General features: G+C 35.9%; 33 protein-coding genes. All 33 read left to right on the top strand.

The window, feature by feature from the left end:
* Positions 1-8: 8 nt before the first annotated feature.
* Positions 9-485, top strand: a complete 477-nt coding sequence (gene rpsG / locus U0D62_RS02345) for a 30S ribosomal protein S7 (RefSeq protein WP_322193673.1) — start codon at positions 9-11, stop codon at positions 483-485.
* Positions 486-497: 12 nt separating this feature from the next.
* Positions 498-2,624, top strand: coding sequence for an elongation factor G (fusA, locus tag U0D62_RS02340; protein WP_322193671.1), 2,127 nt, complete (start codon positions 498-500; stop codon positions 2,622-2,624).
* A gap of 11 nt (positions 2,625-2,635) precedes the next feature.
* Positions 2,636-2,941 carry a 30S ribosomal protein S10 gene (rpsJ, locus tag U0D62_RS02335; protein WP_010181931.1) on the top strand — a complete coding sequence of 102 codons (306 nt, stop codon included), beginning with the start codon at positions 2,636-2,638 and terminating at the stop codon, positions 2,939-2,941.
* 173 nt (positions 2,942-3,114) lie between these two features.
* Positions 3,115-3,732 (top strand): 50S ribosomal protein L3, encoded by a 618-nt coding sequence (gene rplC, locus U0D62_RS02330; protein WP_322193654.1) that lies wholly within the window; start codon positions 3,115-3,117, stop codon positions 3,730-3,732.
* Positions 3,732-4,361 carry a 50S ribosomal protein L4 gene (rplD, locus tag U0D62_RS02325; protein WP_322193652.1) on the top strand — a complete coding sequence of 210 codons (630 nt, stop codon included), beginning with the start codon at positions 3,732-3,734 and terminating at the stop codon, positions 4,359-4,361. The genes rplC and rplD overlap by 1 nt, the downstream gene beginning before the upstream one ends.
* A gap of 5 nt (positions 4,362-4,366) precedes the next feature.
* Positions 4,367-4,657, top strand: a complete 291-nt coding sequence (gene rplW / locus U0D62_RS02320) for a 50S ribosomal protein L23 (RefSeq protein WP_322193650.1) — start codon at positions 4,367-4,369, stop codon at positions 4,655-4,657.
* Between the two features lie 9 nt (positions 4,658-4,666).
* Positions 4,667-5,491 (top strand): 50S ribosomal protein L2, encoded by an 825-nt coding sequence (gene rplB, locus U0D62_RS02315; RefSeq protein ID WP_322193648.1) that lies wholly within the window; start codon positions 4,667-4,669, stop codon positions 5,489-5,491.
* A 6-nt stretch (positions 5,492-5,497) separates the two neighbouring features.
* Positions 5,498-5,776, top strand: a complete 279-nt coding sequence (rpsS, locus tag U0D62_RS02310) for a 30S ribosomal protein S19 (RefSeq protein WP_024770876.1) — start codon at positions 5,498-5,500, stop codon at positions 5,774-5,776.
* Between the two features lie 8 nt (positions 5,777-5,784).
* Positions 5,785-6,192 (top strand): 50S ribosomal protein L22, encoded by a 408-nt coding sequence (rplV, locus tag U0D62_RS02305; protein ID WP_322193644.1) that lies wholly within the window; start codon positions 5,785-5,787, stop codon positions 6,190-6,192.
* Between the two features lie 8 nt (positions 6,193-6,200).
* Positions 6,201-6,926 carry a 30S ribosomal protein S3 gene (rpsC, locus tag U0D62_RS02300; RefSeq protein ID WP_322193642.1) on the top strand — a complete coding sequence of 242 codons (726 nt, stop codon included), beginning with the start codon at positions 6,201-6,203 and terminating at the stop codon, positions 6,924-6,926.
* Positions 6,927-6,946: 20 nt separating this feature from the next.
* Complete coding sequence (gene rplP / locus U0D62_RS02295) at positions 6,947-7,366, top strand: 50S ribosomal protein L16 (RefSeq protein WP_322193639.1); 420 nt, start codon at positions 6,947-6,949, stop codon at positions 7,364-7,366.
* A gap of 11 nt (positions 7,367-7,377) precedes the next feature.
* The gene (gene rpmC, locus U0D62_RS02290) at positions 7,378-7,572 is read left to right on the top strand and encodes a 50S ribosomal protein L29 (RefSeq protein ID WP_322193636.1); all 195 of its coding nucleotides are present in this window, start codon (positions 7,378-7,380) and stop codon (positions 7,570-7,572) included.
* A gap of 12 nt (positions 7,573-7,584) precedes the next feature.
* Positions 7,585-7,842, top strand: a complete 258-nt coding sequence (gene rpsQ, locus U0D62_RS02285) for a 30S ribosomal protein S17 (protein WP_024770871.1) — start codon at positions 7,585-7,587, stop codon at positions 7,840-7,842.
* A 2-nt stretch (positions 7,843-7,844) separates the two neighbouring features.
* Positions 7,845-8,213: a 50S ribosomal protein L14 gene (gene rplN, locus U0D62_RS02280; RefSeq protein WP_322193633.1), complete on the top strand. Its 369-nt coding sequence runs from the start codon at positions 7,845-7,847 to the stop codon at positions 8,211-8,213.
* A gap of 13 nt (positions 8,214-8,226) precedes the next feature.
* A complete protein-coding gene (gene rplX, locus U0D62_RS02275) occupies positions 8,227-8,538 on the top strand; it encodes a 50S ribosomal protein L24 (protein WP_322193630.1) in 312 nt (103 codons plus the stop codon).
* Between the two features lie 2 nt (positions 8,539-8,540).
* Positions 8,541-9,092, top strand: coding sequence for a 50S ribosomal protein L5 (gene rplE, locus U0D62_RS02270; protein WP_322193627.1), 552 nt, complete (start codon positions 8,541-8,543; stop codon positions 9,090-9,092).
* A 2-nt stretch (positions 9,093-9,094) separates the two neighbouring features.
* On the top strand, positions 9,095-9,364 hold the full coding sequence (rpsN, locus tag U0D62_RS02265) for a 30S ribosomal protein S14 (protein WP_025666456.1): 270 nt from the start codon (positions 9,095-9,097) through the stop codon (positions 9,362-9,364).
* A gap of 71 nt (positions 9,365-9,435) precedes the next feature.
* Entirely contained in the window at positions 9,436-9,834 is a 399-nt protein-coding gene (gene rpsH / locus U0D62_RS02260; protein WP_322193626.1) for a 30S ribosomal protein S8, read from the top strand.
* Positions 9,835-9,854: 20 nt separating this feature from the next.
* A complete protein-coding gene (gene rplF / locus U0D62_RS02255; RefSeq protein WP_322193625.1) occupies positions 9,855-10,397 on the top strand; it encodes a 50S ribosomal protein L6 in 543 nt (180 codons plus the stop codon).
* An 11-nt stretch (positions 10,398-10,408) separates the two neighbouring features.
* Positions 10,409-10,765, top strand: coding sequence for a 50S ribosomal protein L18 (gene rplR, locus U0D62_RS02250; protein ID WP_322193624.1), 357 nt, complete (start codon positions 10,409-10,411; stop codon positions 10,763-10,765).
* A 6-nt stretch (positions 10,766-10,771) separates the two neighbouring features.
* Complete coding sequence (rpsE, locus tag U0D62_RS02245; protein WP_322193622.1) at positions 10,772-11,296, top strand: 30S ribosomal protein S5; 525 nt, start codon at positions 10,772-10,774, stop codon at positions 11,294-11,296.
* Between the two features lie 12 nt (positions 11,297-11,308).
* Positions 11,309-11,488, top strand: coding sequence for a 50S ribosomal protein L30 (gene rpmD, locus U0D62_RS02240; RefSeq protein ID WP_103863696.1), 180 nt, complete (start codon positions 11,309-11,311; stop codon positions 11,486-11,488).
* A 9-nt stretch (positions 11,489-11,497) separates the two neighbouring features.
* Positions 11,498-11,950 carry a 50S ribosomal protein L15 gene (rplO, locus tag U0D62_RS02235; RefSeq protein WP_322193618.1) on the top strand — a complete coding sequence of 151 codons (453 nt, stop codon included), beginning with the start codon at positions 11,498-11,500 and terminating at the stop codon, positions 11,948-11,950.
* Between the two features lie 10 nt (positions 11,951-11,960).
* Complete coding sequence (gene secY, locus U0D62_RS02230) at positions 11,961-13,298, top strand: preprotein translocase subunit SecY (protein WP_322193616.1); 1,338 nt, start codon at positions 11,961-11,963, stop codon at positions 13,296-13,298.
* Complete coding sequence (gene infA / locus U0D62_RS02225; protein ID WP_010181908.1) at positions 13,298-13,513, top strand: translation initiation factor IF-1; 216 nt, start codon at positions 13,298-13,300, stop codon at positions 13,511-13,513. The genes secY and infA overlap by 1 nt, the downstream gene beginning before the upstream one ends.
* A gap of 108 nt (positions 13,514-13,621) precedes the next feature.
* The gene (ykgO, locus tag U0D62_RS02220) at positions 13,622-13,738 is read left to right on the top strand and encodes a type B 50S ribosomal protein L36 (RefSeq protein WP_073316873.1); all 117 of its coding nucleotides are present in this window, start codon (positions 13,622-13,624) and stop codon (positions 13,736-13,738) included.
* 2 nt (positions 13,739-13,740) lie between these two features.
* Positions 13,741-14,115: a 30S ribosomal protein S13 gene (gene rpsM / locus U0D62_RS02215; RefSeq protein WP_322193604.1), complete on the top strand. Its 375-nt coding sequence runs from the start codon at positions 13,741-13,743 to the stop codon at positions 14,113-14,115.
* Positions 14,116-14,123: 8 nt separating this feature from the next.
* A complete protein-coding gene (gene rpsK / locus U0D62_RS02210) occupies positions 14,124-14,507 on the top strand; it encodes a 30S ribosomal protein S11 (RefSeq protein WP_073316875.1) in 384 nt (127 codons plus the stop codon).
* A gap of 119 nt (positions 14,508-14,626) precedes the next feature.
* Positions 14,627-15,232, top strand: a complete 606-nt coding sequence (gene rpsD, locus U0D62_RS02205) for a 30S ribosomal protein S4 (RefSeq protein ID WP_322193602.1) — start codon at positions 14,627-14,629, stop codon at positions 15,230-15,232.
* 23 nt (positions 15,233-15,255) lie between these two features.
* Positions 15,256-16,248 carry a DNA-directed RNA polymerase subunit alpha gene (locus U0D62_RS02200; protein ID WP_024770856.1) on the top strand — a complete coding sequence of 331 codons (993 nt, stop codon included), beginning with the start codon at positions 15,256-15,258 and terminating at the stop codon, positions 16,246-16,248.
* A gap of 63 nt (positions 16,249-16,311) precedes the next feature.
* Positions 16,312-16,788: a 50S ribosomal protein L17 gene (gene rplQ, locus U0D62_RS02195; protein ID WP_322193601.1), complete on the top strand. Its 477-nt coding sequence runs from the start codon at positions 16,312-16,314 to the stop codon at positions 16,786-16,788.
* A gap of 133 nt (positions 16,789-16,921) precedes the next feature.
* A complete protein-coding gene (carA, locus tag U0D62_RS02190; RefSeq protein ID WP_322193600.1) occupies positions 16,922-18,037 on the top strand; it encodes a glutamine-hydrolyzing carbamoyl-phosphate synthase small subunit in 1,116 nt (371 codons plus the stop codon).
* 183 nt (positions 18,038-18,220) lie between these two features.
* Positions 18,221-19,510, top strand: a complete 1,290-nt coding sequence (gene eno / locus U0D62_RS02185) for a phosphopyruvate hydratase (RefSeq protein ID WP_322193599.1) — start codon at positions 18,221-18,223, stop codon at positions 19,508-19,510.
* Positions 19,511-19,696 lie beyond the last annotated feature (186 nt).

The following is a 19,696-nucleotide window of genomic DNA, read 5'->3' as shown; positions in this document are numbered from 1 at the left end:
AAGAAGACATGAGAAAAAGAAAGGCTAAAAAAAGACCGATCCTTCCAGATCCACGTTTTAACGATCAATTAGTGACTCGTTTTGTTAACATGATGATGTGGGATGGTAAAAAATCGGTAGCTTTCAAAATTTTCTACGATGCAATTGACATTGTAGATGAAAAGAAACAAAACGAAGAGAAATCTGCATTAGAAATGTGGAAAGACGCATTATCAAATGTAATGCCTCACGTAGAAGTACGAAGCCGCCGTGTTGGTGGAGCTACTTTCCAAATTCCAAACCCAATCAGACCAGACCGTAAAATATCTACCGCTATGAAGTGGTTGATCCAGTTTTCGCGTAAAAGAAATGAGAAATCTATGGCTCAGAAACTTGCTGCAGAAATTATAGCTGCAGAAAAAGAAGAAGGAGCTGCTGTTAAGAAAAGAGTAGATACTCATAAAATGGCTGAAGCAAACAAAGCATTTTCACACTTTAGATTTTAATCAATAACAGAAATGGCTAGAGATTTAAAATATACTAGAAATATTGGAATTGCTGCGCATATTGACGCAGGAAAAACAACAACTACTGAGCGTATATTATATTATACGGGAGTAAGTCATAAGATAGGTGAGGTGCACGATGGTGCAGCGACTATGGACTGGATGGAGCAAGAGCAAGAAAGAGGTATTACTATTACTTCTGCTGCAACTACTTGTGAGTGGAAGTTTCCAACAGAAAATGGTCAACCAGTAGCAGATACTAAAGGATATCATTTTAATATTATTGATACTCCGGGTCACGTTGACTTTACAGTAGAGGTAAATCGTTCTTTACGTGTTCTTGATGGATTAGTATTCTTGTTTAGTGCTGTAGATGGTGTTGAGCCACAGTCAGAAACTAACTGGAGACTTGCTGATAACTACAAAGTACCACGTATAGGATTTGTAAATAAAATGGACCGTCAAGGATCTAACTTTATGGCAGTTTGTCAGCAGGTTAAGGATATGTTAGGGTCTAACGCTGTGCCAATTGTAATGAATATTGGTGATGAAGCGGATTTTAAAGGTATTGTAGATTTGGTTAAAAACCGTGCGATTGTATGGCATGATGAAACGCAAGGATCTACTTTTGATATAATTGATATTCCTGAGGAATTAAAGGAAGAAGCGGCTGAATTAAGAGGTAAGCTTATTGAAGAGGTTGCTGCTTATGATGAAAATCTTCTAGAGAAATTTATGGAAGATGAAGATTCTATTACAGAAGAAGAAGTGCATGCTGCTCTTCGTGCTGCTGTAATGGATATGAGTATTATTCCAATGATTTGTGGGTCTGCATTTAAAAACAAAGGAGTTCAGTTCCTTTTAGATGCTGTTTGTCGTTATTTACCTTCTCCGACAGATAAGGAGGGTATTACGGGAGTTAATCCTAATACAGATCAAGAAGAAGTGCGTAAACCTGATGTTAAGGAGCCGTTTTCTGCTTTAGCATTTAAGATTGCTACGGATCCATTTGTAGGTCGTTTGGCATTCTTCCGTGCATATTCAGGACGTTTAGATGCGGGTTCTTATATTTTGAATAACCGTTCAGGTAAAAAAGAACGTATTTCTCGTATTTATCAAATGCACTCAAACAAGCAAAATGCGATTGAGTATATAGAAGCTGGTGATATTGGAGCAGCTGTTGGATTTAAAGATATTAAGACAGGTGATACTATGTCTGATGAAAAAAATCCAATTGTTTTAGAATCTATGGATTTTCCTGATCCAGTAATCGGTATTGCGGTTGAGCCTAAAACTAAAGCAGATGTTGATAAATTAGGTATGTCTTTGGCAAAATTAGCTGAAGAAGATCCAACATTTACCGTTAGAACTGATGAAGCTTCAGGACAGACTATTATTTCTGGAATGGGAGAGCTTCACTTGGATATTATTGTTGATCGTTTGAAGCGTGAGTTTAAGGTTGAAGTTAATCAAGGTCAGCCACAAGTAGAGTATAAAGAGGCAATTACGCAAAGAGCTGAGCATAGAGAAGTTTATAAGAAACAATCTGGTGGTCGTGGTAAATTTGCTGATATTGTATTTACTCTTGAGCCTGCCGATGAAGGTAAGGTTGGACTTCAGTTTGAATCTACAATCAAAGGGGGGAATGTTCCTAAGGAATTTGTTCCTTCTGTTGAGAAAGGATTTAAAATGGCAATGGTTAATGGTCCTTTAGCTGGATACGAAGTAGATGCGATGAAAGTGACACTTACTGATGGTTCTTACCATGATGTGGATTCTGATCAATTATCTTTCGAATTAGCTGCTAAATTAGGTTTTAAAGCTGCTGCTAAAGCTGCTAAAGCTGTAATTATGGAGCCGATTATGAAATTAGAAGTTATTACTCCAGAAGAAAACATGGGTGATATCGTAGGTGATCTTAACCGTCGTAGAGGACAAGTAAGTGATATGGGAGACCGTGCAGGTGCAAAAACTGTAAAGGCTACTGTTCCACTTTCAGAAATGTTTGGATATGTAACTACATTAAGGACGTTATCTTCTGGTAGAGCAACGTCTACAATGGAATTTTCTCACTATGCAGAGACTCCTTCTAATATTTCAGAAGCAGTAATTGCAGAAGCAAAAGGAGTTAACGCTTAATTATTACAGAAATGAGTCAAAAAATTAGAATAAAACTAAAGTCTTACGATCATAACTTAGTAGATAAATCTGCTGAGAAAATCGTAAAGACGGTAAAGAGTACTGGAGCTGTAGTAACAGGGCCAATTCCATTACCAACACATAAAAAGATTTTTACAGTACTACGTTCTCCACACGTAAATAAAAAATCCAGAGAGCAGTTTCAATTAAGTTCTTATAAAAGACTTTTGGATATCTATAGCTCTTCATCAAAAACTATTGATGCTTTGATGAAACTGGAATTACCAAGTGGTGTTGAAGTAGAGATCAAAGTGTGATAACTTTGAAGTAAGAAATCTTACGATAAATGTCCCGAGCTGCGTGCAAGGGAAAAACGGCAAAAATATATTTCAGGGTTGAAATTATTTTGACCCTGTTTTTTTGCAAAGTATTAGAGTAAATTGGAGCGATTCCAATTGATAAATAAGAATAATTAATAAATAATTTAAATATGTCTGGGTTAATAGGAAAAAAGATCGGTATGACCAGCATCTTCGACGAGAATGGAAAGAACATTCCTTGTACGGTGATAGAAGCTGGACCATGCGTGGTTACCCAAGTCAGAACTGAAGAGGTTGACGGTTATGAAGCTGTTCAGCTAGGTTTCGATGACAAAGCAGACAAAAATGCTACTAAAGCGGCTTTAGGTCACTTTAAAAAAGCAGGAACTGTTGCTAAGCGAAAAGTTATCGAATTCCAAGGTTTTGATGAGGAGTACAAATTAGGCGATACAATAACAGTAGAGCACTTTGTAGAAGGAGAATTTGTTGATGTGTCTGGAACCTCTAAAGGTAAAGGTTTTCAGGGTGTTGTTAAGAGACACGGCTTCGGTGGTGTAGGACAAGCAACTCACGGTCAGCATAACCGTTTAAGAGCTCCAGGTTCAATCGGTGCAGCATCATATCCTGCAAGAGTATTCAAAGGAATGCGTATGGCAGGAAGAATGGGTGGAGAAAAAGTAAAAGTTCAAAACTTAAAAGTGTTAAAAGTAGTTACTGAAAAGAACTTACTTGTTGTGAAAGGGTGTGTTCCTGGACATAAAAACGCTTACGTAACGATTCAGAAGTAATGAAAGTAACCGTAATTGATATCAACGGAAAAGAAACAGGAAGAAAGGCAGACCTTTCAGATTCTGTTTTCGGTATAGAGCCAAATGATCATGCAGTTTACTTAGATGTGAAACAATACCTTGCAAATCAACGTCAAGGAACTCACAAAGCTAAGGAGCGTGCAGAAATTACTGGTAGTACCAGAAAGATCAAGAAGCAAAAAGGAACAGGTACAGCCAGAGCAGGTAGTATCAAATCTCCGATTTTTAAAGGAGGAGGAAGAATATTTGGTCCAAGACCTCGTAACTATTCTTTCAAATTAAACAAAAACTTAAAGAGATTAGCACGTAAATCTGCGTTAAGTATAAAAGCAAATGACAAAGCAATAACAGTTGTAGAGGACTTTACTTTTGATACAATTAAGACGAAGAATTTTACTGCAATTTTAAAGTCATTAGGACTTGAAAACAAAAAATCTTTGTTTGTGTTGGGTGAGTCAAATAAAAATGTATATTTGTCGTCACGCAATTTGAAAGGTTCAGAAGTTATAACTGCCTCAGAATTAAGTACTTATAAGATACTTAATGCGAACAGCGTTGTGCTTTTGGAAGGTTCTTTGAAAGGAATTGAAACGAATTTAAGTAAATAGAAGCCATGAGTATTTTAATAAAACCTATTATTACGGAAAAGGCTACTGCAGATAGTGAGTTACATAACCGCTATGGTTTTGTAGTAGATAGAAGAGCGAATAAGGTAGAGATTAAGAAAGCAGTAGAAGCTGCTTATGGTGTATCTGTTACTAAGGTTCGTACAATAAATGTCCGTCCAGACCGTAAAACCCGTTATACAAAAACAGGTATGGTTACTGGTAAAACAACTGCAATTAAAAAAGCAATTGTACAGGTGGCGGAAGGTGAAGTAATTGATTTATATAGTAATCTTTAAGACTAGAAAATGTCAGTAAGAAAATTAAAGCCAATTACCCCAGGTCAGCGTTTTAGAGTAGTAAATGGATTTGACGCAATTACTACTGATAAGCCGGAGAAAAGTTTATTAGCTCCGAAAAAAAGAACTGGAGGTAGAAACAGTCAAGGAAAAATGACTATACGCTATAAAGGTGGTGGTCATAAGAGAAGGTATCGTATTATTGATTTCAAACGTGATAAGCAGGGTATTCCTGCAACCGTTGCTACAATAGAATATGATCCAAACAGAACTGCATTTATTGCGCTTCTTAATTATCAAGATGGAGAGAAGCGTTATGTTATCGCTCAAAATGGTTTACAGGTAGGTCAGAACGTTGTTTCTGGAAGCAATGTTGCTCCAGAAATCGGTAATGCAATGCCTTTAAGTGATATACCATTGGGAACAATCATTTCTTGTATAGAATTACGTCCGGGACAAGGTGCTGTTATGGCACGTAGTGCTGGTTCATTTGCTCAGCTTATGGCTAGAGACGGTAAATTTGCAACAGTAAAATTACCTTCTGGTGAAGTGAGAATGATTCTGGTAAACTGTGTTGCTACTATTGGAGCTGTCTCTAATAGTGATCACCAGTTGATCGTAGGAGGTAAAGCTGGTAGAGGAAGATGGTTAGGTCGTCGTCCACGTACAAGACCGGTAGCGATGAACCCTGTTGATCACCCAATGGGTGGTGGAGAAGGACGCTCTTCTGGAGGTCATCCACGTTCTAGAAAAGGTCTTCCTGCTAAAGGATATAGAACCCGTTCTAAGACAAAAGCGAGTAATAAGTATATTGTAGAACGTAGAAAGAAATAACAAGATATGGCACGTTCATTAAAAAAAGGACCTTACGTTCACTATAAGTTAGAGAAAAAAGTAGCTGCAAATGTAGAGGCTAATAAAAAGTCTGTTATCAAAACATGGTCAAGAGCTTCTATGATTACTCCTGACTTTGTAGGGCAAACAATTGCAGTTCATAATGGCCGCCAATTTGTTCCAGTATATATTACTGAGAATATGGTAGGTCATAAATTAGGAGAATTTTCGCCAACACGTTCCTTTAGAGGACACGCTGGTGCTAAAAATAAAGGTAAAAAATAATTTAAGTCATGGGAGTTCGTAAAAGAGAAATGGCAGAAAGAATTAAGGAAGAGAAAAAGCAGATCGCTTTTGCTAAGCTTAATAACTGTCCTACATCACCTCGCAAGATGCGTTTAGTAGCGGATTTAGTACGTGGTGAAAAAGTTGAAAAAGCGCTTCATATTCTTAGATTTAACCCTAAAGAAGCATCACGTCGTTTAGAGAAATTATTGCTTTCTGCAATAGCTAACTGGCAGGCGAAAAATGAAGACGCTAGCATCGAAGATGCTGATCTTTTTGTAAAAGAGATCCGTGTAGATGGAGGGAGTATGTTAAAAAGACTTCGTCCTGCTCCACAAGGTCGTGCACACAGAATAAGAAAACGCTCTAATCACGTAACAATAGTGGTTGCAGCAAAAAATAATACACAAAGCTAATATAAACTATGGGACAGAAGACAAATCCAATCGGAAATCGCCTTGGTATCATCAGAGGATGGGAGTCCAACTGGTATGGAGGTAATGACTACGGTGATAAACTTGCCGAAGACGATAAGATTAGAAAGTATGTACACGCACGTTTATCAAAAGCTAGTGTATCGAGAGTAATTATTGAGCGTACGCTTAAACTTGTAACCGTTACTATCACCACTGCCAGACCTGGTATCATTATCGGAAAAGGTGGTCAGGAGGTAGACAAGTTAAAAGAAGAGCTTAAGAAAATTACAGAAAAGGAAGTTCAGATCAATATCTTTGAAATTAAGAGACCAGAACTTGATGCATATCTAGTAGGGTCTAGTGTTGCAAGACAAATAGAGGGTCGTATCTCTTATCGTCGTGCAATCAAGATGGCTATTGCGGCTGCAATTAGAATGAATGCAGAAGGTATCAAAATCCAGATTTCAGGACGTTTGAATGGTGCAGAAATGGCACGTTCAGAGTCTTACAAAGAGGGTCGTATTCCTTTATCAACATTTAGAGCTGACATAGATTATGCTTTAGTAGAGGCACATACTACTTATGGTAGATTAGGTGTTAAAGTATGGATTATGAAAGGCGAAGTATATGGTAAAAGAGAACTTTCTCCTTTAGTTGGTCTATCCAAGAAACAAGGAAAAGGTGACAGAGGTGGCCGAGGAGGTGATAAGAATAAATCACGTCGTAGAAAGTAATTTTTTAAAGTAAATTAACAATGTTACAGCCTAAAAGAACAAAATTCCGTAAGCAGCAAAAAGGACGTATGAAAGGGATCTCTCAAAGAGGGCATCGCTTGTCTAACGGTACTTTCGGAATCAAAGCGCTAGAGTCAAATTTTGTTACTGCTAGACAAATAGAAGCAGCACGTATTTCTGCTACTCGTTATATGAAAAGAGAAGGATCTCTGTGGATTAAAATTTTCCCAGACAAGCCTATTACTAAAAAGCCTCTTGAAGTACGTATGGGTAAAGGAAAAGGTGCAGTTGAATATTGGGCAGCAGTAGTAAAGCCTGGAAGAATATTATTTGAGATCAGTGGTGTACCACACGATGTAGCTAAAGAAGCTCTTCGTTTAGCAGCTCAAAAACTTCCTGTTAAAACTAAGTTTATTGTAGCTAGAGATTATCAAGCTTAAAATTGAAGATTATGAAGCAATCAGAAGTAAAAGAAATATCTACAGCTGAATTACAAGAAGAACTTGGTAAGGCTCAAAAAGCATATTCAGATTTAAGAATGGCTCACGCTATGTCTCCATTAGAGAACCCTTTACAAATTCGTAAAGTAAGAAGATCTATTGCAAGAATGGCTACAGAGCTAACAAAAAGAGAATTAAACGGTTAATTCTGCTGAAAGATGGAAAAAAGAAATTTAAGAAAAGAACGTATAGGAGTTGTTACTAGTAACAAAATGCAGAAATCAATTGTGGTTGCTGAAGTTAAAAAAGTAAAACATCCTATGTACGGAAAATTCGTTTTAAAAACGAAAAAGTACGTAGCACACGACGAGAAAAACGACTGCAATATTGGTGATACTGTAAAGATCATGGAAACAAGACCTATGAGTAAAACCAAATGCTGGAGATTAGTAGAAGTAATAGAAAGAGCTAAGTAATTATGGTACAACAAGAGTCTAGATTAAAAGTAGCAGATAACACAGGAGCTAAAGAAGTTTTAGTAATCCGTGTATTAGGTGGTACAGGAAGAAGATACGCCTCTGTAGGAGACAAAATCGTTGTCAGTGTTAAAGAAGCGACTCCTAATGGAAACATTAAGAAAGGAGCAGTTTCAACTGCAGTTGTAGTTCGTACCAAAAAAGAAGTACGCAGACCAGATGGTTCTTATATTCGTTTCGATGATAATGCTTGTGTTCTATTGAACCCTGCAGGAGAAATGAGAGGAACTCGTGTATTTGGTCCTGTTGCAAGAGAACTTCGTGATAAGCAATTCATGAAGATTGTTTCACTAGCGCCAGAAGTGCTTTAAAACATTTGTAAAGATGACAAAGCTAAAAATTAAATCAGGAGATACAGTTCGCGTTATCGCTGGAGACAATAAAGGTCAAGAGGGTAAGGTGCAAAAAGTATTGAAAGATAAGAACAAGGCGATCGTAGAAGGTGTTAACTTAGTGTCAAAACACCAGAAGCCTAGTGCTACTAACCCACAAGGTGGTATCGTAAAACAAGAAGCACCTATTCATATTTCTAACCTTTCGTTGTTAACCTCTAAAGGAGAAACAACAAGAGTTGGATATAGAGTAGAAGGAGATAAGAAAGTGAGATTTTCTAAAAAATCTAATGAAGTAATATAGTTATGGCTTATATCCCAAGATTAAAACAAGAGTATAAAGACAGAGTAGTGTCAGCTCTTACAGAAGAATTCAGCTATGGTAATGTAATGGAAGTACCAAGACTTAAAAAAATAGTTTTAAGTAGAGGTATCGGAGCAGCTGTAGCGGATAAAAAGTTAATCGATCACGCAGTTGATGAGTTAACTAATATCACTGGTCAAAAAGCTGTAGCAACGATTTCTAAAAAGGATGTTGCTTCTTTCAAATTACGTAAAGGAATGCCAATTGGAGCTAAAGTTACGTTAAGAGGAGAAAGAATGTACGAATTTTTAGATCGTCTGATTACTTCAGCATTACCACGTGTAAGAGATTTTAGCGGAATTAAAGCAACAGGTTTTGATGGTAGAGGTAATTACTCTTTAGGAATTACTGAACAAATCATTTTCCCAGAAATTGATATCGATAAGGTAAATAAAATTGCTGGAATGAATATTACTTTCGAAACTTCAGCAAGTACCGATAAAGAAGCAAAATCATTGTTAACCGAACTAGGATTACCTTTTAAAAAGAATTAATTATGGCTAAAGAATCAATGAAAGCCCGTGAGGTGAAGAGAGCTAAAACTGTAGCTAAATATGCTGAAAAGCGCAAAGCTTTGAAAGAAGCTGGAGATTATGAAGCATTACAAAAGCTACCTAAAAATGCTTCTCCAATCCGTAAGCACAATCGTTGTAAGTTAACAGGAAGACCAAAAGGATATATGCGTCAGTTTGGAATTTCTCGTGTAACTTTCAGAGAAATGGCTAACAAAGGATTAATTCCAGGAGTAACAAAAGCTAGTTGGTAATAATAAAAGTAAATTAATTGGTGTAAGGTTCGATTAAAATAATTGAAAACCAATACCATAAATTATATACAATGAATACAGATCCTATAGCAGATTATTTAACCAGAATTCGTAATGCAAACAGAGCTCAACATAGAGTAGTTGAGATCCCTGCATCAAAGGTTAAAAAAGAGATCACTAAAATATTATTCGATCAAGGATATATTTTAAGTTATAAATTTGAAGATAATACAGTACAAGGTACTATCAAGATCGCACTTAAATACGATAAGATTACAAAAGAACCTGTAATAAAAGAATTACAAAGAATTAGTAAGCCTGGTTTACGTAAGTATGCAGGATCTAGCGAAATTCCAAGAATTCTTAATGGATTAGGTGTGGCGATAGTTTCTACTTCTCATGGTGTAATGACCGGTAAAAAGGCAAGACAAGAGAATGTAGGTGGAGAAGTACTTTGTTACGTATATTAACAGTATAAAAGACAAAAGAAATGTCAAGAATAGGAAAAAATCCAGTAACTATTCCGTCTGGTGTCACTGTTGAAGTGACAGGTAATGTTGTTACTGTTAAAGGAAAATTAGGAGAGCTTTCTCAAGAGATCGATGGTATTGAAGTGAAAGTAGAAGAAGGCCAGGTTGTTCTAGAAAGACCTAGTGATGCCAAAGATCATAAAGCAAAGCACGGTTTATACAGAGCTTTGATCAATAATATGGTAGAAGGTGTGTCTAAAGGTTTTACTAAAGAGTTAGAATTAGTAGGAGTTGGTTATAGAGCTTCTAACCAAGGTCAAAAATTAGATTTGGCTTTAGGATTCTCTCATAATATTGTTTTAAACTTAGCTCCAGAGGTTAAAGTTGAAACAATTTCTGAAAAAGGTAAAAACCCTATCGTAAAATTAACTTCTCATGACAAGCAATTGGTTGGGCAGGTAGCAGCAAAGATTAGAGGCTTCCGTAAACCTGAACCATACAAAGGAAAGGGAATTAAATTCGTAGGAGAACAATTAAGAAGAAAAGCAGGTAAATCTGCATAATAACTAACGTTATGGCATTCTCAAAAGAATCAAGAAGATTAAAGATAAGAAAGCGAATCCGCGGAACAGTAAGCGGAACAGAACAACGTCCTAGGTTATCTGTTTTTAGAAGTAATAAAGAAATCTATGCTCAAATCATAGATGATGTAACTGGTAAAACTATCAGTTCAGCTTCTTCAAGAGATAAAGACATTGCATCAGCATCAGGAAATAAAACCGAAAAGGCAAACTTGGTAGGTAAAGCGCTTGCAGAAAAAGCTAAAAGTGCTGGTGTTGAAACAGTATCCTTTGATAGAGGAGGATATTTGTATCACGGTAGAGTAAAATCATTGGCAAACGGTGCTAGAGAAGCAGGACTTAAATTCTAAGAAATTATGTATCAGAAATATAAAAACGCAGAATTAGTAAAACCAAGTGGACTAGAACTTAAAGATCGTTTAGTTGGTGTACAACGTGTTACTAAAGTAACAAAAGGTGGTAGAGCATTTGGTTTCTCTGCAATCGTGGTTGTAGGTGATGAAAATGGTGTTGTAGGTCACGGTTTAGGAAAGTCAAAAGAGGTAGCAGAAGCTATCGCTAAGGCAGTAGAAGATGCTAAAAAGAATTTGGTACGTATTCCATTGCATAAAGGTACATTACCTCACGAGCAAAAAGGTAAATATGGTGGTGCAAGAGTATTATTAATGCCAGCAGCAACAGGTACCGGAGTAATAGCAGGTGGTGCTATCCGTGCAGTATTAGAATCAGTGGGAGTACATGATGTACTTTCTAAGAATCAAGGATCGTCTAACCCACACAATGTGGTGAAAGCAACATTTGATGCTTTATTGCAATTGCGTAGTGCGCAGCAAGTAGCAGTTCAAAGAGGTATTTCACTAGAAAAAGTGTTTAAAGGATAATATTAGGAACAAATGGCAAAAATTAAAATTACTAAAGTAAAAAGTGCAATTAACCGCACTCAGAGACAGAAAAGAACTCTAGAGGCTTTAGGTCTTAAAAAGATTGGCCAGGTTGTGGAGCATGATGATACTCCTAATATCCTAGGGATGGTAAATAAAGTTAAACATTTAGTTTCTATAGAAACAAAATAATAAAAGCACATGGATTTAAGTAACTTAAAACCTGCTGCAGGTTCGGTAAAAAATAACAGTAAGCGAGTTGGTCGTGGTCAAGGTTCCGGAAAAGGAGGAACGGCTACTCGTGGACATAAAGGAGCAAAGTCTCGTTCTGGATATTCTAGAAAGATCGGTTTTGAAGGAGGGCAAATGCCTCTTCAAAGACGTGTGCCAAAATTTGGTTTCAAGAATATTAACAGAAAAGAGTATCAAGGTATTAACTTAGACACTTTGCAAAAATTAGTTGACGAAGGTAAAATTAAAGATACCGTTGATTTAGATATAATTTTAGCTACACGTCTTGCTGGGAAAAATGATTTAGTTAAGATATTGGGGAGAGGTGAATTGAAGGCGAAGTTGAAAGTCTCAGCTCACAAATTTACAGCCACAGCAAAAGCTGCTATAGAAGCAGCAGGTGGTGAAGCAGTAACCTTATAATTGACATTTCATGAAATTTATTGATACAATAAAAAACATTTGGAAAATCGAAGAACTAAAAAATAGAATCTTAGTTACACTAGGATTGCTTTTAGTATATCGTTTTGGAGCACAAGTAGTACTTCCTGGTATAGATGCAGCAGAGCTGGCAAATCTAGGTACGCAAACTGATAGCGGTTTGTTGGGATTACTTAACGCATTTACAGGAGGAGCATTTGCTAATGCTTCTGTATTTGCATTGGGTATTATGCCTTACATTTCAGCTTCTATTGTTGTACAGTTGATGGGTATCGCGATACCATATCTTCAAAAACTTCAAAAAGAAGGAGAAAGTGGTAGAAAGAAAATCAATCAGATAACACGTTGGTTAACTATTGCAATTACCCTGGTTCAAGGACCTGGTTATATCTATAACTTGTTTGCGACACTTCCTGGAGAAGCATTCGTGCTTCAAAACCAGACGGTTTTTGTTGTATCTTCTGTTATCATTCTTACAACCGGATGTATCTTTGCAATGTGGTTAGGAGAAAAGATCACTGATAAAGGAATTGGTAATGGTATCTCTTTATTAATTATGGTAGGTATCATCGCTACATTACCTCAATCATTTGTTCAGAACTTTTCATCAAGAGTATCTGGAGAAGGTGGAGATATGATAATGGTGCTTATCGAATTAGTGATTTGGTTCGTTATTATACTGGCCTCAGTGCTATTAGTGATGGCTGTACGTCAAATCCCTGTACAATATGCTAGAAGAACAGCAGGTGGAGGATATGAGAAGAACGTTTTTGGTTCTCGTCAGTACATACCATTAAAACTTAATGCATCTGGAGTAATGCCAATTATATTTGCGCAGGCAATTATGTTTATTCCAGCTGCCGTTGCGGGTCTTTCAGATTCTGAAACTTCGCAAGGTATAGCAGCTGCGTTTAGCGATATCTTTGGTTTTTGGTATAATGTGGTATTTGCACTATTGATAATTGTATTTACATACTTCTATACAGCAATTACGGTGCCTACTAATAAAATGGCAGATGACCTGAAGCGTAGTGGAGGTTTCATTCCTGGTATTAGGCCAGGTAGTGAAACAGCTGAATATCTTGATAAGATTATGTCACAAATAACTTTGCCAGGATCAATATTCTTGGCCTTGATTGCAGTTTTTCCTGCAATTGCGGTGAAGTTATTAAATGTTCAACAAGGATGGGCACTATTTTTTGGTGGGACATCATTGTTAATTATGGTGGGTGTAGCTATCGATACAATGCAACAGGTTAATTCATATTTATTGAATAGACATTATGATGGTTTAATGAAAACCGGTAAAAACCGTAAAGCAGTAGCATAATGGCAAAACAACCAGCAATAGAACAAGACGGAAGTATCATCGAAGCGTTATCAAATGCAATGTTTCGAGTTGAACTAGAAAATGGTCACGTTGTGACTGCTCATATCTCTGGTAAAATGCGAATGCATTACATTAAATTATTACCGGGTGATAAGGTGAAATTAGAAATGAGTCCTTATGATTTAAGTAAGGCTCGTATAACATATAGATACTAATTAGTTTAAGAATGTTAGTTTATCAAGATTTTTTCATTACTTTTGCAGGCTGAAAAATCTTGTTAATTGTATTCCGAGATAATATTTTTCGGACATAAAAATAAAAAGATGAAAGTAAGAGCATCATTAAAAAAGAGAAGTGCCGAGTGCAAGATTGTGCGTAGAAAAGGCCGACTTTACGTAATTAATAAAAAGAATCCTAGATTTAAACAAAGACAAGGGTAATTATGGCAAGAATTGCAGGGGTAGATATACCTAAACAAAAGCGAGGAGTTATAGCATTAACCTATATCTTCGGAATCGGTAGAAGTAGAGCTAAAGAAATTTTAGCTAATGCCAAAGTAGACGAAAGTATAAAAGTTTCTGATTGGAATGATGATCAAATTGGTCGTATTCGTGAAGCTGTAGGAGCCTATACCATTGAAGGAGAATTACGTTCAGAAGTACAGTTGAATATCAAGCGTCTTATGGATATAGGATGTTATAGAGGTATTCGTCATAGAGCGGGTCTTCCATTAAGAGGACAGCGTACTAAGAACAATTCTAGAACACGTAAAGGAAGAAGAAAAACAGTTGCTAACAAGAAAAAAGCAACTAAATAATAAGTAGTATGGCAAAGTCAACTTCAAAAAAACGTAAGGTAATTGTTGAGTCTGTAGGAGAAGCACACGTAACAGCTTCTTTTAACAACATTATTATTTCGTTAACTAATAAAAAAGGAGACGTTATTTCTTGGTCTTCTGCTGGTAAAATGGGATTCAGAGGTTCTAAAAAGAACACTCCTTATGCTGCGCAGTTAGCTGCAGAGGATGCTGCAAAAGTAGCAATCGAAGCAGGATTAAAGAAGGTAAAAGTATACGTTAAAGGCCCAGGTAACGGTAGAGAATCAGCAATACGTTCTATCCACAATTCAGGAATTGAGGTATCAGAAATTATTGATGTAACTCCAATGCCGCATAACGGATGTCGTCCTCCAAAAAGACGTAGAGTATAATAATTATTAAAATTATATACTCAGTTAAAACAGTAAATAAGTAAATCTAAAGAGGAGTATTGGTTATCGAAGGAAAGAGACCTTAATTCATAACCACCTCAATAACTAAACAAGTAAAAATGGCAAGATATACTGGTCCAAAAACTAAAATCGCTCGTAAATTTGGTGAAGCGATCTTCGGAGACGATAAGTCATTCGAAAAAAGAAATTACCCTCCAGGACAACACGGAAACAACAGACGTAGAGGTAAGAAAAGTGAATATGCTATCCAGTTAATGGAAAAGCAAAAAGCTAAATATACGTATGGAGTTCTTGAACGTCAATTCCGTAACATGTTTGAAAAAGCAACGCGTGCACAAGGTATTACAGGTGAAGTATTACTTCAACTTTGTGAGTCTCGTTTAGATAACGTTGTATTCAGAATGGGATTGTCAAACTCTCGTAGAGGAGCTAGACAATTAGTTTCTCACAGACACATCACAGTAAATGGACAATTGGTTAACATACCGTCTTACCAATTAAAAGCAGGAGATGTTGTAGGAGTTAGAGAAAAATCAAAATCATTAGAAGTAATTCAAAATTCGCTTGCAAACAATAGTAAAGTATACGAATGGATTACATTTAATAATGAAACAAAACAAGGTACGTTTGTATCTGTTCCGGCTAGAATTCAAATTCCGGAAAATATTAATGAACAATTCATCGTCGAATTATACTCTAAGTAATAACTCTAAGAAGAAACAATAACATGGCAATATTAAATTTTCAGAAGCCCGATAAAGTTATCATGATCGACTCTACTGAGTTCGATGGTAAATTTGAATTTAGACCATTAGAACCAGGGTATGGATTAACAGTTGGTAATGCTTTACGAAGAGTTTTGCTGTCTTCTTTAGAGGGATTCGCGATAACTTCTCTTAGAATAGAAGGTGTAGATCACGAATTTTCAACAATATCAGGTGTAGTAGAAGATGTTACAGAGATTATTCTTAACCTTAAGCAAGTACGTTTTAAGCGTCAGATTGAGGATATCGATAATGAATCAGTAACTATTTCTATATCAGGTCAGGAACAATTAACAGCAGGAGATTTTCAGAAATTTATTTCTGGTTTCCAAGTGCTGAACCCTGATTTAGTTATCTGTAATATGGATAAAAAAGTGGCACTTAACCTTGAGATTACCATTGAAAAAGGTAGAGGTTATGTTCCAGCTGAAGAAAATAAGAAGGCAAATGCTCCTATTGGAACCATTTTTACAGATTCTATCTACACTCCAATCAAAAATGTTAAATATAGCATTGAGAATTATCGTGTAGAGCAAAAAACAGATTATGAAAAGTTAGTTTTCGAAATCGTTACTGACGGATCTATTCACCCTAAGGATGCGCTTACTGAAGCTGCAAAAATATTAATCCATCACTTTATGTTATTCTCTGATGAGCGTATCACATTAGAAGCTGATGAAATTGCACAAACAGAAACGTATGATGAGGAATCACTTCATATGAGACAGTTGTTAAAAACTAAGCTTATTGATATGGACTTATCTGTACGTGCATTAAACTGTTTAAAAGCTGCAGAAGTAGATACTTTAGGTGATCTAGTATCGTATAATAAAAATGACTTAATGAAGTTCCGTAACTTTGGTAAAAAGTCATTAACAGAGCTTGAAGAGCTTGTAAATGTGAAAGGACTTAACTTCGGTATGGATCTTTCAAAATATAAATTAGATAAAGACTAATCCATCATATTTTGCTCTCCGCAAGAGGTGGATTGAGCAAGATGATGATTAAAATTAAATGTCATGAGACACGGAAAGAAAGTAAATCACTTAGGAAGAAAAACTGCACACCGTAAAGCAATGCTTGCGAATATGGCTTGTTCTCTAATCGAGCATAAGAGAATTAATACTACAGTTGCTAAAGCAAAAGCTTTAAAGCAATTTGTTGAGCCATTAGTTACAAAGTCTAAAGAAGATACTACACATAATCGTCGTATCGTATTTAGTAGATTGCGTAATAAATATGCAGTAACAGAATTATTTAGAGAAGTTGCTGCTAAAGTAGGTGACAGACCAGGAGGATATACTAGAATTATTAAACTTGGAAATCGTCTAGGTGATAATGCTGATATGGCAATGATCGAATTAGTAGATTATAACGAGCTATACAACGCTGGTAAACCTGCTAAGAAGAAAACTACTCGAAGAGGTAGAAGTAAGAAAACCGAAACTGCTCCAGCAGCTCCGGCAACAGAAACTACTAATTCTGAAGAAGAATAAATGACAGATGTGAATAACACATAATGACAAAAGGATAAGCGTTCGGCGTTTATCCTTTTTTTTTGAATAATATAAAAAAGGCTTTCCGCCTCTTAAAGGAAACTATACAAATTCTCATATAAAACGATAGATAATGAAATATCAATCTCGAAAAAAAGCAATACTTCTACTGGCAGACGGTACAATTTTTCATGGTAAAGCGGTTGGAAGAGAAGGCAGCGCCTTTGGCGAAGTGTGTTTTAACACAGGTATGACAGGATATCAGGAAATTTTTACCGACCCTTCTTATTATGGACAATTAATGGTTGCCACTAATGCGCATATAGGTAATTATGGAACTAATGAAGCAGAGATCGAATCTGATTCCATAAAAATAGCAGGCCTTATCGTAAAGAATTTCAGCTATGAATTTTCACGTGTTCTGGCTGATAGCTCATTACAAGACTTTTTGGAGAAACATAACCTTCTGGCAATTTCTGATGTAGATACAAGAGCATTGGTAAGTTATATTAGAGATAACGGTGCTATGAATGCGGTAATTTCTACAGAGGTTGACAATATCGATGGTCTTAAAGAACAACTTGCGGCTGTTCCAGATATGAATGGATTAGAACTTGCTTCTAAAGTTTCTACAAAAGAACCCTATTTTGTTGGAGATCCAAATGCTACTTATAAAATTTCAGCTTTGGATATCGGAATTAAGAAAAATATACTTCGTAACCTGGCTTCAAGAGATGCATATATTAAAGTATTTCCATACAATGCCTCTTTTGAAGAAATGAGCGAATGGCAACCAGATGGTTATTTTTTATCTAATGGTCCAGGAGATCCAGAACCATTAACAGATGCAATTAATACAGCTAAAGAGATTATTAAAAGAGACCTTCCATTATTTGGAATATGTTTAGGTCATCAGGTATTGGCATTAGCTAATGGCATTGGTACGTATAAGATGCATAACGGACATAGAGGAATAAATCACCCGGTAAAAAATCTGATTACAGGAAAAGGAGAAATCACTTCTCAAAACCATGGTTTTGCTATTAATAGAGAAGATGCAGAGAAACATCCAGATGTTGAAATTACACATGTACATCTTAATGATCATACAGTAGCTGGAATACGATTAAAAAGTAAAAATTGTTTTTCTGTCCAATATCACCCTGAAGCAAGTCCAGGCCCTAATGATTCAATATATCTTTTCGATCAATTTATAGAAAATATAAAAAAGACAAAAACAACTGTATAAAATTTTCATAATGTGGCTAGGATTAAGAGGTTTGTATAACATCTTAACCTATAACGTTATAGTTGATAACTTAATGGCTATATGGAGATTTTGAGGGTAAATTAGACCCTTTTTGAAGATGTTAGAGTTAGGCGGTTTTGTATATTGCGAAGAATTAAAATTATCCAACAAAACAATAAAAAAATGAGTGTAATTATTAATATTCACGCTAGACAAATTTTAGATTCACGAGGAAACCCAACTGTAGAAGTTGATGTGATTACAGAAAATGGTGTTTTAGGAAGAGCAGCAGTACCTTCAGGAGCTTCAACAGGAGAACATGAGGCTGTTGAACTTCGGGATGGTGGAAAAAACTATATGGGTAAAGGTGTTCTTAAAGCTGTCGAAAATGTAAATACAATAATTGCAGAAGAGTTACTGGGCTATTCTGTATTTGATCAGAACCTATTGGATCAGACAATGATCGAATTAGATGGCACTCCTAATAAATCTAAATTAGGAGCTAATGCAATTTTAGGAGTATCATTAGCAGCAGCAAAAGCAGCAGCAAATGAATTAAATATGCCTTTATATAGGTATGTAGGTGGAGTAAGTGCAAATACACTTCCCGTTCCTATGATGAATATTATTAATGGAGGATCCCATAGTGACGCCCCTATCGCTTTTCAAGAATTTATGGTAATGCCTGTAAAAGCCGAAAATTTCACGCAAGCAATGCAGATGGGAACAGAAATCTTTCATCACCTTAAGAAAGTATTACATGATCGAGGATTAAGTACTGCAGTTGGAGATGAAGGAGGATTTGCACCAACTCTTGATGGAACTGAAGATGCATTAGATTCTATAGCCAAAGCAGTAGAAAATGCTGGGTACAAGTTTGGAGATGAGATTATGGTAGCATTGGATTGTGCTGCTGCTGAGTTTTATGTGAATGGTAAGTATGATTACACAAAGTTTGAAGGTGATAAAGGAGTAGTGCGTTCAAGTGAAGAGCAAGCAGATTACCTTGCAGAATTAGCTGCTAAATACCCTATTATATCTATTGAAGATGGAATGGATGAAAATGATTGGAATGGTTGGAAATATCTTACAGATAAAGTGGGAGACAAAGTTCAATTAGTTGGAGATGATTTATTTGTAACCAATGTAGAGAGGTTGTCAAGAGGTATTGAGAATAATACTGCAAATTCAATTTTGATAAAAGTAAATCAAATAGGAACATTAACAGAAACGATTGCTGCAGTTAATATGGCGCATAATGCAGGGTATACTTCTGTGATGTCACATAGATCTGGTGAAACAGAAGATAATACCATTGCAGATCTAGCTGTAGCTTTAAATACAGGGCAGATTAAAACTGGTTCTGCTTCTCGTAGTGATAGAATGGCAAAATACAATCAATTACTTCGAATAGAAGAAGAATTAGGTACTGTTGCATATTATCCAAAAGAAAAAGCTTTTAAGATAAAGTAATAAAAAAATAAAATGTAGGAAAAAGCTCACAATTAGTGAGCTTTTTTTATAAGCTATTTTATTGTGTTCTTGATTTAAAGCTCTTTTGGATACGATAAAATGTAAGTTTTTGACGACAAAATACAGTTAATTAACTAATTTTAACTATTTTAGGGGGCTGGATAAGTATTTTTTAATACTTTCGTG

The sequence above is a fragment of the Aquimarina callyspongiae genome (genome assembly GCF_034322225.1).
In the GTDB taxonomy this organism is placed as follows: Bacteria; Bacteroidota; Bacteroidia; order Flavobacteriales; family Flavobacteriaceae; genus Aquimarina.
This window is presented reverse-complemented; position numbering and strand designations above follow the sequence as displayed.